This is a genomic window from Oenococcus oeni DSM 20252 = AWRIB129, from assembly GCF_000372485.1.
In the GTDB taxonomy this organism is placed as follows: domain Bacteria; phylum Bacillota; class Bacilli; order Lactobacillales; family Lactobacillaceae; genus Oenococcus; species Oenococcus oeni.
This window is the reverse complement of sequence record NZ_AQVA01000004.1, coordinates 124,299-138,267: the sequence shown is the minus strand read 5'-3', so window position 1 is coordinate 138,267 and position 13,969 is coordinate 124,299. Positions and strand designations below refer to the sequence as shown.

The window sequence follows — 13,969 nt, the reverse complement described above, 5'->3', positions numbered from 1 at the left end:
AAAAACGCCATTTCTTTGATTTAAAATCCGCTTTTTGCCACTTTAAGACAATTAACAACAACGCCGAGATCGAAAAATAAATTGGCAAATCGGAATAAAAGACCTGAAGATTATAGGTATAGGCATAGGGGCTCAATAAGAAAAAAAGTTGACCGATAAACGGCAAAGCCAAATTACCAGTAATTTTCTTCGCCGTCATCAATAAAATGATTATCATTGAATCGAGAAACAACAGGCTCAGGATGTGAATGGCCAGATTAGGCGTCAAGCCCAGAAGGTTGGTTAACTTAAACCAGAAACCAACCAGGGCCGTTAGCGGAACGTTATTCGGATAACGCCAAAAATAATCACTGGTCCAGTCGATATCTCCGGTACTGACCTGTTCGGCCTCCTGAATAACCCGAAAGGGGTCATGATAAATCGTCGCCGGCATTGCCGAAAAAACGTAAATCTGAACTAGCACCATGATTAAAAAAGCGATCAGGATAATTCTTTTTAACAAGAACGGCGGTAGTTTTTTTAAATAGCGATAAAGAAAAAAGACCAACAGCGGACCGATAAAAACAATTGGCAAAAGGATCAGCGAACTAGTATTTTCAAAGGGATAGACCAGATTACAAGCAACCCCGATCAACATCGCAATTGACAATAAAACGATTAGTAATTGTTTGAAAGCGAAAATAACTTTTAATCTTTTAAACATTTGACGAACTATCTGAATTCTTCATTCTTGGAGGCTTTGGTTTTGTATAAAGATCATCTTGGATAATAAAACGCGGCCGACGTTTGACCTCTTTAAAAATCTTGCCGATATATTCGCCAACGATTCCAATGACGATTAATTGAATCCCGCCAAGCAGCCAGATTGAAACCATCAAAGAGGTCCAGCCGGTTTCGGTATGACCGGTTGCCCAGCGGATCAGACCGTACAAGACGTAAAAGGCCGACAAAAAGACCAACAAAAAACCAAAAACAATAATCGATCGAATCGGAACTTCGCTAAAAGAAGTGATTCCATCCCAAGCAAGCAAAAGCATTTTATGCAAAGGATATTTCGATTTTCCGGCCTGGCGGGCTCGACGCTTATAGAAGACCTTCGTACTCGAAAAGCCAACCAGCGGAAGCATGCCGCGTAAAAAAAGATTTCTTTCCGGGAACTGCAGAAGCTGCTTTAAGACACGCCGGTCGATTAAACGAAAATCCGCGTGATTGGGAATTATATTAACCCCCAGTTTATTCATCAATTTGTAAAATAAATTGGCACTGGCCCGTTTAAAGAATGTATCGCTTTCACGATTGTTCCTTACGCCATAGACAACATCGTAACCGGCATGATACTTATCAACCATCTCGATAATCGATTTTGGATCATCCTGTAAATCGGCATCGATTGTAATAAGCAGATCGGCATCGACACTGGCCGCCGTCATTCCAGCCCACAAAGCATTCTGGTGGCCATAATTACGGCTCAGGTTGATTCCACTGACAAAGTGATTGCTCTTATGATAGTTTTCGATAATCGACCAGGTCTGATCGGTTGAACCATCGTTAACTACTAATAATGTCGATCCGCCGCTAATCTTCTTTTCTTCAGATAATTGTTCAAGAATCTGAGTGAGCGTTGAAATTGTAGAATCCAAAACCTCTTCTTCGAAATACGCCGGAATGACGATAACAAGTTTATCCATTGCTTTTTCATTATAGAGTAATGAATATTAAAATTAATTTAAAAGATTAGCATGAAAAGTCTTTTATTTTAAATAAATTACTAGATATCAAATGACGATTATTTTTATTTTTCGTATATCTTTATATTTGCCATTTGAACAAAATAAATAAAAAACAGCTCACAGATAGCTAGTGAACTGTTTTTTATTTTTTTTCAAAAAATTAATTCGAATAGAGTTTTGACTTTTTATAGATGGTAATTGATCAAGACCTTCTCTGAGATTGTTGTGTCAGTAGCAGTCTGGATCCCTTTCTCAAGATCCTGCCAATCAAATTCTTGACTAACCATCTTACGCAGATCGGATTGACGCTCTTTCATGATTTCAAAAACGGTTTGAACATCTTCAGGACGATATCCACCAGAACCCCCAACTGATTTGCTGCCAAAAATTAATTCAAGAAAATCAATTTGCGGTTTGCTATTATTGACTCCAACGGTGACAAAACGGCTACCAACCGGCCCAAACTGAAGAAAATCCTCAAGAATACTATTATGTCCTGCAGCATCAAGAAAAATCTGTGTATCTGGTGCCTCTCCGTGCAAAGAATATTCTGCTTTCCCGAAAGCTTCAATTGCCTGACTCCTGACATCATCTCTTGATGAATTAACAGTCAAGAAACCGAGTTCTTTTGCAACGTTCAATCTATAGTCTGAAAGATCGACCAACATGACTTGTTTGACCCCAAGATGCTTCAAAGCGACTGCCGCAGCCATTCCAATCGTCCCTGTGCCATAGACAATCGCATTATCATTTTTATCCGGCCTGGTCTGTTTTGCAGCCCGTGTACCAACGGTAAAGGGTTCAATCATCGCAGCAACATGATTATCAATCTCTTTAGGAACAAGATAAAGTTGCCTATTTAACTTAGCGTTAGGAATTAAAATATATTCCGAAAAGCCACCCATACTTCCTGCCCGGCTGGGATCTCCACGAGCAAGTAGAGGATAAGGATATACGCGATCCCCAATTTTAAAATCATGAACATCGTCGCCAACCTCAACAACCTTACTGACAGCTTCATGACCAAACTCATGGTCGGTCTCGATTTTGTGGCCGGTTCCTGATCCGTGATTATAGACAGCGACATCAGAACCACAAATTCCTGCATAAATATTTTGAATCACAACATCGTTGGGCCCGGCTTTCGGAGTTGGCAACTCAGTCATTTTAATTGCTTTTTTTCCTTCATAAACTGCTGCTTTCATTTAAATGCCTCCTATACTTTAAATTCTATAAAGAGAGTCGGTTAATGTCAGCCATCAATTTACAGACAAGTGTTGGATTTATGAAACAGCCTTTATTTTTTGATTTACAGCTATCCAAAATTTTAAAAAAATAGAAAAGTTTATACAAATACCAATAACTGCTTTATAAATAAAGTAAATTAAAAGTGTTCCGGATAAATATTGGAAAATTAAGATGAATGAAGAAACACATAACAAAAAATGGCAAATCACTCATAGAAAAATTCAAGAAATCGTTTTTCATTTGCTCAAAGAGCACCCAATAAAAGAAATCAGCGTTAGTCAGGTTTGCAAAAAAGCGAATATCAATCGATCGACTTTTTATGATCATTTTGAAGATATCTATGAATTATTCGACGTTACTCAACTAAATAAAAGAAAAGAATTATTCGAAAGTTTTATCAAACAATCGAATCCACGAGATAAATTCAACTTTTACGACCTTCAATCGTTAACACAATTCCTAACTTTTATAAAAGAAAACGGTTGGATATATTCAATCGTTTTAAAAAGCAGACAAGACTTCCCTATCACTGAAGGATTTGAAGAATTATATAAAGTACTGATCAATCCCTTAAAAAAGAAAAGACCAGAATTAACAGACAATGAACTTGCTTATTATTTTATTGCCTTCCAATCAAGCTTCACTTTTATTTTAAAGAGATGGTCGGATAATGATTACCAAGAAAAAGAAAAAGAAATTGCAGCGATATTAATAAATTCCATGCCTTTGATTTTAAAGAATAAGTAAAGATAAATTACAAATTAAGATAATTAGCAATTTACTCAACGACTCGAAGTAAATAATATAATTAATAGTAAGGAAAAACATAAGCATTTTTTATAATGGTAATCTTCTGACTAATAATTTATTTTAAGAAATCTGAAAACTTTTAGCGGTGATTGGATTTTAGAGGTAATAGCCATGAAAGATTTTAAAAAAAATTCCATAAAAACCACACCTTCTGTTTGGGAATGGAATAAAATCGGTAAAGTTTCTATTCAAGAATCAAATGATCCCTTAGTTTCAGTCAGTTATATACCGGAAAAGTTAATTGTTAGTCCCCAATATTTTATACAAAATATACCTGGCGCTCTTCCGGATCTATACATTCGAAACCAAGTGCAGCACAAACTTATTGAAGCAGCAAAGCTTCTGCCAAATGGATATAAGTTTGTGATCTTTGATGGTTGGAGAAGTATTGAAACACAAAAAGCGTTATTTTACAAAATGAAAGATTTTGTGAAAAGAGATCACCCAAATTTTACCGAAGAAGAAACTTTGACTGCTACGTTGAGACTTGTTGCTCTGCCATCAACAGATATAGAAAAACCATCGCCCCACAATACCGGCGGTTCGATTGATTTGAGTATCGCAGATAATTCTGGCCGTTTGTTGGATATGGGAGGCCCATTTGACGATATTAAAGAGACAGCTAAAACCGCTTTTTATGAAAATGAAAGTAAAGTGAATATAAAAGAAGCAGTTCACGTCCAAGAAAATCGGCGATTTTTATATAACGTAATGACCCAAGTTGGTTTTACCAATTATATAGAAGAATGGTGGCATTTTGATTATGGCAACCAAAATTGGGCCTATAACAAAGGAACCGAACATGCAATTTTTGGTGCAACAAAGCCCCTTTTTCCATGGGTGTAAGTCTAATAACCGGAATTTGAATTAATTATTATTTATAAAAGAAAAAATGATCCAATATTTTTTATCTATCGTGATTATTTAATGCCAAAGAAACAAATGTCAGAATAACTAAAATACCCGCTGCCACAATTACAATTATATTATCTACAATAAAATGGTTCATAATAAGCAAAGCCAGTATCATTAATAATATTTGGAAAATCCAAGCTATAATCGGTTGACCAGCAAATTGTTTTTTTAGAAGGTTCATAATTTTTCTCCACCTTATCTTTTAAAGTCAATAACTTAAAGATATTCCCATCAACTATTTTTTATAGATCTGATCCATATTGAGATCCATAATGTAGCTATGTACGACAAGGTATTTCACCTTTGTCTATTAAAAATTTATTTATTTAACCACACTTGCATTTGGCCTTCCTCGCGGTTAGCCCAAGCATAATAGGGGATTAATTTTAAATCTGTTTCATAATTCGCTGTAGCCTCATCAATGGTTGAATATAAAGGACCATCTTCAGGACTAATTTCTTCGGCAATTGATTTGACCGTAATAGTACCGACCCCTTCCAACAAATCTTTGTTGTAATGGTACTTCGGTTCTTTATCAGTTTCCACTTTATAGTTCCAGAGAGGTGCTTTATTGTCCGTTTCTTCCGCTGCATAAACAATCGGTCCACGTTGAACTGCAATTTTTCCATAATTGGAACTAACTTTATTGCTAGAACGCATAAATTTAGTATTCATGTCCAAGGACAAATCAACGGTTAACGACTCGTCATTAACGTTAATATAAATAAAACCATCTTCACTAGCTAAGTCTATTTTTTTGCCATTAATCTTCAAACCAAATTTATTTCGCGACCAACTAGGAATTCGTATTCCTAGTTTGAATGCAAGCTGGTTAGGATTATTAATTTCATAATGTATTTCGCCACTCCATGGAAAATGATTATCTTGTGAAACCTCTATTCCATTTCCAAATTGAGCATTATTAGAAATAAATTGATGAGATAGTATAGTATCGCCATTAACTGTATAGATATATTTGTCAACAGAGGCAACTAAACGAGCCACGTTGCTTGGGCAGCAAGCACAGCCAAACCAATCAGCTCTTTTTGTTAAAACATGTTTTTTTCCTGGATTATATTTAGAAGCAATTGGATCAGACTCTAATGGATTGACATAAAAAAATGTTTTCCATCTAACGCCATCCCAGCTAAAGCTCCGTTAAAAAGTTCCTTCTCTAATATATCGCCATATTCTCCTTTGGCCTCAATTGCTAACATTTGCCCAGCAAAGAAAGAAAGCCCAACAGATGCACAGGTTTCTCCATACATCGTGTCATTAGGCAAATCATAGTCGTAAGTGAAAGCTTCACCAGTAGTCGTTGAACCGATATTACCCGTTATATACATTCTGCGATGAACAATGCCTTTCCAAAAACGGTGGCAGGCTTCCAATAATTGCTGATCTCCAGTCAAACGAGCCACATACGCCATACCTGTGCAAAGATATACCACACGAACAGCATGACCATCGGCAGTCTTTTGATCTTCGATCGGTTTGCTCGCCTGATAATAGCTTAAAGGAAAATCACGCATTCCATCAATCAGATCCCGATCAGATGATGCGCCGTCTTCTTTAATCTGATTATCAAAGAAGTTCTTATCTTTACCACGTTGATTAAGAAAATAATAAGCAAGTTTTAGATATTTTTCTTCTCTAGTTGTTTCGTATAGTCTAGACAAAGCGAGCTCGATCTCCGGATGCCCATCATATCCAGGAATTTTTCCATTTTCCAAACCAAAATTGCTATCAATGCAATTAGCCATTTTTTTTGCAATATTTAATGCTTTTTCATTACCAGTTATCTGATAATAAACGACTCCAGCTTCTATATAATGTCCCATCGTGTACAACTCATGAGACTGTTTCAAACGCTTAAACTTTCGATCTGGATAATCAATTTGAAATTCAGTCGATAAATATCCATCATCTTCTTGCGCTTCGGAAATCAAATCAATTAATCCATCTGTTATTTTTTTAAAATCTTCATCCGGATTATATTTGAGTGAATAAGCAGCTGCCTCCAACCATTTATAAACGTCAGTATCTTGAAAAGGAAATCCATAATGGTGTCCTTTCATCAATCCAGCAGCGATTTTCAGATTAGCAATGGCATGACTATTTTTCGTTGATCCATTGCCTTGCGGGTCATCAGAAATATCGATATCGGCTTGATCATTCATAACCTGCCATTGGTAAGGAAGGACCTCTTTAACAACCAACTTACGATAACGATTCCAAAAGTCGGATGTAATATCTATATTATTCACTGTAATTTCAGAAACTTTTGTTTGCATTCTTAATTCTCCTTTTAAATCTAGTCTTAAAAGATACAGACTGAGTTTTTAAAAACATTAAACAGTATGCCTTTTTTCAAGATCAGCAATAACGACAGGTTCATGCATCTCCCACTTACGATAAACGATCATAAGAAGAACACTAAAAATATAAATAATAATTGGTAACCATAAGAAGCTAAAAGAAATTCCATTCATAGCATTCGTCGATTGAGAAGTAGCACCGGATTGAAAGCCAAAAGCCTTGAGAACCTCAGCCGGAATAAATGAGCCGAATCCAGAGCCAACCTGAATACAAAACGATGCTCCAATTGCCGTTAAGAAACCATTTGCCCGAATTCCATTCTTCCATTCTCCAAAATCAACTGTGTCTCCAACCATTGCAAAGAACATCGTGCAGGCGCTTCCGGACCCGATACATGCAATGCACCAGCCGATCAACAAACCAGTAAGATTATTACCGGAAAATCCCATAATAGCTTGTCCTAAACATGTGAGTACAAGCATAAAAACTGTTGTCCCCCACTTTCTTAAAAACTTAACGAACAATGGAACGGAAGCCATTCCAAGAACCTGAATAATTGAAAAACCATTAAAAAGCGAAATATAATTTTCGTTGTGCATATTGTACTGAAAATAATAAGCTAAAGTGGAACTTCTCGTCATATAAGCAGTCCAATAAATTAAATTTGCCAAAACAATCAAAATCCATGGCCAATTCCCTCTAGCAGCCCTGAAACTTTCTTTAATCGTGATAATTTTGTCATTTTCAATATTCTTCTCTCGCATGTCAAAAAAGGCAATGATCAAGAATACGAAAGCGACAATCGCATAAACTCCAACAGCAAGAGACCAGCCTTTTTGGTGATTAGAGCCACCAAGGAAATTAGCAAAGGGCAAAATAAATGTAACTGCAAAGAAATTGCCAACATTCCCTAAAACTAGACGAATAGAATTAGCAACTTGACGATCATCAGAATTTAAAGTTAAGTTTGGAAGCACAGAAGTGATTGGAGTAGAAACAGCAGTATAAGATAAATCTGCCAATATATATAATCGCTCCATACATAATTTTTGCTGTGCCGGTCAAACTTGGTGTAGTAAACAGCAACCAAACAAAGATTGCAAAGGGTAATGACATCCATAAAAACCAAGGGCGACTTTTACCATATTTACTATGCGTATGATCAACCAGTATTCCCATTACAGGGGCTCCGACAGCATCAAAAATTCTACCAATCAAAAGTAAAACACCAGCAGTTCCAATGCTCATACCAAAAACGTTTGTAAAAAAATAAAGCATGTATCCGCTGATAATACAATAAAGAAGATTACCCGACATGTCAGTAAAGCCATAAGTCAACTTTCTATGAAAAGGAAGCCGTTCATCAAGTTTTTGTACTTTGGTGGCGCTCCCTTTTTGATCTGAAACAGTGTCCATCTTTTAAAAACCTCCAGGTTTGATTCATAATTTAAATTTGTTCTTTTTCAAACAATTTAATAGTAAGCGCTTTCTAAAAATGATTAAAGTCCTATAATTGATAATATGGTTGCTATTTCCGACTAATATAAAATTATTTTATTGGCTAAGATGGCATTTTTATGTATAAATGGTGACCATTTCCTACTTAAATATATAGACCGAAAAGAGGAGGAAAAGATGAATTTCTATTCAGTAACACTTGAAAAAACGGTTCTATTTTATAAAGGAGGGGAATTTACAGCTCATGAAAATTGGAAACACAAAAGAATGTTTCATAAGGGAGATTATGAAATCATTCTATGTGTCAAAGGACCAATTTATATTCAATTAGACCAAGAGCAATATGTTATAAATGCCGGAGAAGTTTTATTAATCCCACCTTTTATAAATTTTTTTGGATACAAAAACTCAACTCAAGGTGTTGACTTCTATTGGTTACATTTTTTTCAAGATTCAAAGAATCAAAAATTAATCTCAAAGAAAGTGATTTGATTGACAGTGTAAAAAATAATCCTTCCAAAGATCGAAAAATTCTTCTTCCCAATAAATTCACCTTGGCAGATTATGAGCAGTCAGTAATCTTAATACATCAAATTTTGTCTTCTCGAAGCGAGTCTTCATATTTGCAAATGAGAGATTATCTAACTTCGGCGTTGTTAATTCAATTATTTAATTCGTATATTTCCAATAGCTATATAAATGAAGAGGACAGCCGGGCCAGTTTTATTAAAGAGTGGATAAGAGCGCATATATCATCAACATTAACTGTCCCAGGAATTGCTAAACAGCTCGAATTGAATCCTGATTATTTAACAAGAATATTCAAAAAATGTACCGGTATGACGATGTTACAGTATCTAAATCATCTTAAAATCGAAGTAGCAACGACATTACTGGTTAGAACCGAAATGTCAGTAAAACAAATTTCTAGTCGAGCTTACTTTAACGACTCAAAAGTATTCATTCGAAAGTTCCATCAGGAACTTGGCCTTTCTCCAACTGAATATCGTAAATCATATCATCTGATTCACTTAAATAATCCACACATAGATCCTCAAATACCAATACCTAAGGATATTGCTGATTCAATTGACTTCATTCCAGAGAATGGAAATATTAAAGAAAATGACTTCTTGGTGAAAAAATAATAATAGATATTACATAAAAAATAAAACGTTTATAGATTGATAAGCAAAAATTAAATATTAATTAATTTATTACTCTTTAATTTTTATCATTAAAATATTTATTCAAAAAATCTTTAATACGTTTTTTATACTCTAAAGGATCGAGCCAATAACTTTCGGCATGAGTTGCATTATTAACAATCCACAATTCTTTGGCTGCCGTTGTTGCTTCGTAGTTTTCCAATGACATATAGCTTGGTACGTAATCATCATTTTCACCATGGATAAAAAATATAGGTAATTTGTTTTTCTTTAATTGTTCAACCGAAGAAACATCTCCGAGATAATATCCCAAACGATAACGATTGATCGTGCTCACCAGCGGATAAAAAGGGTACTTGGGAAGATGATAATGATGTTTCAACAAAAAAGTCATTTCTTCATCAATACTGGAATAACCACAATCTGCAATAACGCATTTAACCTGTGATGGCAAATCTTCGCCGCTCAACATTTCAACTGTTGAAGCGCCCATACTGACACCGAACAAAAGAATTTCGCTTTTTGGACCGACTCGTTTAATTATTTTTTTCAACCATTGCAAATAGTCGAGACGATCAAGCCAGCCAAAACTTATATATTCACCCATACTTTGTCCGTGACCACGATCGTCAGGCAGAAGCACATTGAACCCCATCTCATAAAACATCTTGGCATAACTAGACATAGTTTCTCCGTTGCCTTTGTAGCCGTGAGCGATAATCACAACTTTTTTTGAGTTTTCCTCTTTTGAAGGAATGAAATAAGCCGACATTCGCTCCGTTTCATTTTTTGTTTGGAAAGTCCAATGCTCTTTATTTATTCTTCTGAACCAGTCAACGTATTCCCAATAACTTGCCGCATATTTTTGTTTCTCTTGTGATGTTTCCGGCACATGATCAACTCTTTTAAATGAAATTTTGAATAAATATTCACTGAATAAAAAAGAAACAGCTGCCAGACCGGTTGAAACTTTTAATAACAAACCTTTATTTTTCATGATTGAACGCTCCTACATGAAGATACCTTAATCATATTTGATGCAATAAAACTTGGCTTATTTTCGCTCAAAAACAATTAAAATAAATCGAATCTTTTGTTAATCCAATTCTAGAGCTTCTATGTTAAATTAAAAATATATTATTTATATTTCTATCTAAAATTGTCGAATCAAAGGATTTGATACTATTAAATATCTCGCCTTGAAACTAATAAGATCACATCCTTTGATGAGAAATATCAGCTAGTTGATATGGATCACTGGAATTATTACTGAATACAATGCGGTTCCGTTTTTATTTATGAGTGAAGACAGTCCATACAAATAGATAAGTTTTTAAAATTCTTAAGCAAAACAAGTAATCGGACCCGCTTCCAAAATATTCAGCTCCATTTGACATATTGCTATTTATTCAACTAACTATTTTTAATTTTATATTCGCTAGTGGTGATGGCAAAGACATCAAGATCCCTGAATTGTTTATTCATAAAAATTTCTTCTTTAAGAGTACCTTCTTGTCTAAAACCTAGTCGTTGAGGAATTGCTCTACTTTTTTCATTTTTAGAATCGGCCATTACGATTATCTTGTTTAAATCTAACTCATTAAAAGCGATACTCAATAAATGTTTTAAAGATTCAGTCATAATACCTTTTCCCTGATACTTGCTAAACATCCAATATCCAACCTCTGCTCGGCGATCATCTCTATCAATACTATGTAAATCAATCATTCCAATTGGTTGGTTCCCAGCAATAATTGCTAATTCCAACAGCTGATATTTAGCATTTTTTTCTCTGGCATAATTGATGAATTCAATTTCATCTTTTTTGCTTTTGACATTTTTAGTCCAAGGCATCCACTCAGATAGAGCTTTTCGATCAGTTTCGATAATTTCAAACAATTCTTCAGCTTGTTTTTCTTCAGGAAAAACCAGTTTAATCATTTGCTGACCAATTTGAAAACTACTTAAAACAAACATGTATAAAAATAACTCCTTTATTCCGATAAGACCACAATAATACAAGAATACTCAAATAATACCTTTAACATTTCTAAACAAATGTTAAAGGGCTATGGCAATCTAGTAAAAACGAATATAAACACTGATACACGGCAGGTTTTTATCAATTTAATAAGCTAAACCGGCTAACCGATCCCAATCCTCGAAATCTCCATAAAAGAGATCCAAATCCAAAGCCCCGCCGTAACCACTCAAACTACCATTATCCGTATATTGGAAAATTGTCGGTGTACTCCAAGCTCCATAATCATCATTATTAGTCCAGGGATTGCTTTGATAACCAGTTGATGCCGTCGTGGCATATTCAGCAACCCAAAGGCCATAGTTGGGTGCAACAGAGCTCCAATTGTATTCGCTAGTCACAGATTTAGACATATAAATCAAAGGTCGGATACCCGTTAAATTATGAACCTCGTCCAACCATTGCTTTGCCCAAGTCGGGCCTTGAGTTAAGGCACTTCCCTCCCAATCAAGTATTAGAATCGGATTATCTTTTAAATAAGATTTAATGTTGCTAACGAAATATTCCGCTTCGCTAATTGCATTGCCTGTCTCCGCATAGGAATATAATCCCAATTTTTTGCCTGCGGCTACGGTTGATGCAACTTCACTAGCCTCAGCCGGATTAACATAATCAGTTCCCTGGGTCGCCTTGACAATTACAAAGCTTCCGGAAATGCTTCCATTAGAAATGCCTGATTGATAAGAGGACTCATCATAACCATTCATAGTTGTCGCTGCCAATGCTCGAAAATCAATCCAATAAGATTTTCCGGCCTTCGGGTCGGTTACATAAGCATAAGTATAGGTTGTTCCATTGGACCGTTTAGTGACATCCTCTTTTGTAACAGTGACCGTATCTCCATCGTAAACTCTTCCACCGACTGTCGATACCAAAGCGCTTGAAGACGTTAAAGCAGGGCTGCTGTAGGTACCATCATTCCGCGCATAATCGGCAATTTTGTAGGTTGAATTCATCGTTGAATTGGAAATGATCGTGGCATATTTAGACATACTCAATGATCTCACATCAACCCAATAAGTTTTCCCGGCAGTCACGTCAGTTACTCTCGCATATTGATAACTGCCCCCGGAAGTTCGTTTGGTTGTATCGATTTGCGTTACCGCGACTATGTTTCCAACATAAGCTGTAATTGAACCATTAGCAGTCAAAGTCGACGCAGAGGTTAGAGCGGGACCGTTGGTATAAATCCCATCAGCTCTGCCGGAGATAACCGTCGCATACTCATTAGGCGTTGTATTTGTCGCTGTGATCGTATCATAAGTAGTCGTTGAAACAGCACGCGAGTCAATCCAAAATGTTGAACTGCCATACTGAACTTCTAAATAAATATAAGAAAGCCCATCCCCGCGAGTGGTTGTATCTTTTTTAATCACCGTTACCCGATCACCTTCGTATTTTGGCGCACTGGCATTAGCCGTCATCGTTGATGCAGAGGTCAAGGCTGGACCATTGGTATAAATCCCATCAGTTCTATTTCCTTCTTCGATCACTGCCGAATAATTTTCGATTATTGACGAAGTTATTTGTGCCAAAACTGCTCGACTATCGATCCAAAATGTTAAACTACCATACTTAACTTCTAAATATGTATAGCTTGTACCGTTTCCTCTTGTAGTGACAGCAGAGGCAATAACAGTTACTTTGTCGCCATCATAACTATTTGTGCTGCCGGTCAAAGAAGACCATGAGGATAATGCTGGAGCAGAATAAGTTTTATCACTTCTTGCCGAATCATTAATTGTCGCTTGATAATTGACCGTTGTTTGCGAAGAAATTGAAGCCAAAATAGCTCTCTGGTCAATCCAATAAGTTTTTTTGGCGGTTGAGTCATAAACTTCTGCATAGGTGTATTCAATGCCATTACTTCTCTTGGTGAGATTAATTTCCTCGACCGTAATAGTATCGCCGTTATAACTATTGCCGGAAGCGTTAGCTGTCATCGTCGATGCAGAGGTCAAAGCCGGGCCACTAAAATAAACGCCATCATTTCTTTTTGAATCAAGAATAGTTGCTGTTTTATTGATAGATGTTTTCGAAACTATCGAAGCATAGTCTGTTGAGTTTGTAGTTGTTGCTGCATTTGCCTGATCCAAGTTACCCTGCAATTGGATAACTACAAAGAATGTTAAAAAATTTAGGAATAAAACCAAGGCTATTTTTTTAAAAACATCGAATTTACTTGTCATAAAGAATTATTGTCCCACCCAAAAAGCCACGATCACGTTTTTAGGTTAATTATAGTTGCTTCATACCGTGATTTAGGAAATAAGAAAGGC

Annotated in this window: 10 protein-coding genes and 3 pseudogenes; 4 read left to right on the top strand and 9 right to left on the bottom strand. The window is 35.9% G+C overall.

What is annotated here, in order from left to right; genetic code table 11:
- The 3 genes and pseudogenes from A3G9_RS0104240 to A3G9_RS0104230 form a co-directional block, all read right to left on the bottom strand.
- Nucleotides 1-703: pseudogene (locus tag A3G9_RS0104240) on the bottom strand (hypothetical protein); the annotation flags it as partial.
- Nucleotides 696-1,688 (bottom strand): glycosyltransferase family 2 protein, encoded by a 993-nt coding sequence (locus tag A3G9_RS0104235; RefSeq protein WP_002818302.1) that lies wholly within the window; start codon nt 1,686-1,688, stop codon nt 696-698. The pseudogene A3G9_RS0104240 and the gene A3G9_RS0104235, both read right to left, overlap by 8 nt.
- Nucleotides 1,689-1,915: 227 nt before the next feature.
- Complete coding sequence (locus A3G9_RS0104230; RefSeq protein WP_002818129.1) at nt 1,916-2,935, bottom strand: zinc-dependent alcohol dehydrogenase; 1,020 nt, start codon at nt 2,933-2,935, stop codon at nt 1,916-1,918.
- 214 nt (nt 2,936-3,149) lie between these two features.
- Between A3G9_RS0104230 and A3G9_RS0104220 the strand changes: the two genes are divergently transcribed.
- Together A3G9_RS0104220 and A3G9_RS0104215 are read left to right on the top strand one after the other, a co-directional pair.
- Nucleotides 3,150-3,725 (top strand): TetR/AcrR family transcriptional regulator, encoded by a 576-nt coding sequence (locus A3G9_RS0104220; RefSeq protein ID WP_002817482.1) that lies wholly within the window; start codon nt 3,150-3,152, stop codon nt 3,723-3,725.
- A gap of 174 nt (nt 3,726-3,899) precedes the next feature.
- Nucleotides 3,900-4,634 (top strand): M15 family metallopeptidase, encoded by a 735-nt coding sequence (locus tag A3G9_RS0104215; protein ID WP_002818127.1) that lies wholly within the window; start codon nt 3,900-3,902, stop codon nt 4,632-4,634.
- A 61-nt stretch (nt 4,635-4,695) separates the two neighbouring features.
- Here A3G9_RS0104215 and A3G9_RS0104210 read toward each other — a convergent pair whose 3' ends face one another.
- From A3G9_RS0104210 to A3G9_RS0104200, 3 genes and pseudogenes are all read right to left on the bottom strand, one after another.
- A complete protein-coding gene (locus tag A3G9_RS0104210; RefSeq protein WP_002821273.1) occupies nt 4,696-4,884 on the bottom strand; it encodes a hypothetical protein in 189 nt (62 codons plus the stop codon).
- 137 nt (nt 4,885-5,021) lie between these two features.
- Nucleotides 5,022-6,997 (bottom strand): annotated as a pseudogene (locus A3G9_RS01000000109495) (glycoside hydrolase family 127 protein).
- A gap of 57 nt (nt 6,998-7,054) precedes the next feature.
- A pseudogene (locus tag A3G9_RS0104200) lies at nt 7,055-8,300 on the bottom strand (MFS transporter).
- A 288-nt stretch (nt 8,301-8,588) separates the two neighbouring features.
- Between A3G9_RS0104200 and A3G9_RS0104195 the strand changes: the two are divergent.
- Both A3G9_RS0104195 and A3G9_RS0104190 read left to right on the top strand, forming a co-directional pair.
- Nucleotides 8,589-8,972: an AraC family ligand binding domain-containing protein gene (locus A3G9_RS0104195; protein WP_235043717.1), complete on the top strand. Its 384-nt coding sequence runs from the start codon at nt 8,589-8,591 to the stop codon at nt 8,970-8,972.
- Complete coding sequence (locus A3G9_RS0104190) at nt 8,912-9,628, top strand: helix-turn-helix domain-containing protein (RefSeq protein WP_226489960.1); 717 nt, start codon at nt 8,912-8,914, stop codon at nt 9,626-9,628. The genes A3G9_RS0104195 and A3G9_RS0104190 overlap by 61 nt, the downstream gene beginning before the upstream one ends.
- 76 nt (nt 9,629-9,704) lie before the next feature.
- Here A3G9_RS0104190 and A3G9_RS0104185 read toward each other — a convergent pair whose 3' ends face one another.
- The 3 genes from A3G9_RS0104185 to A3G9_RS0104175 all read right to left on the bottom strand — a co-directional run bounded on the left by A3G9_RS0104185 (nt 9,705) and on the right by A3G9_RS0104175 (nt 13,879).
- Nucleotides 9,705-10,646 (bottom strand): alpha/beta hydrolase, encoded by a 942-nt coding sequence (locus A3G9_RS0104185; RefSeq protein ID WP_002818119.1) that lies wholly within the window; start codon nt 10,644-10,646, stop codon nt 9,705-9,707.
- 416 nt (nt 10,647-11,062) lie between these two features.
- Nucleotides 11,063-11,626 carry a GNAT family N-acetyltransferase gene (locus A3G9_RS0104180; protein ID WP_002821269.1) on the bottom strand — a complete coding sequence of 188 codons (564 nt, stop codon included), beginning with the start codon at nt 11,624-11,626 and terminating at the stop codon, nt 11,063-11,065.
- Nucleotides 11,627-11,776: 150 nt separating this feature from the next.
- A complete protein-coding gene (locus A3G9_RS0104175) occupies nt 11,777-13,879 on the bottom strand; it encodes a GW dipeptide domain-containing protein (protein ID WP_002821268.1) in 2,103 nt (700 codons plus the stop codon).
- Nucleotides 13,880-13,969: the final 90 nt, after the last annotated feature.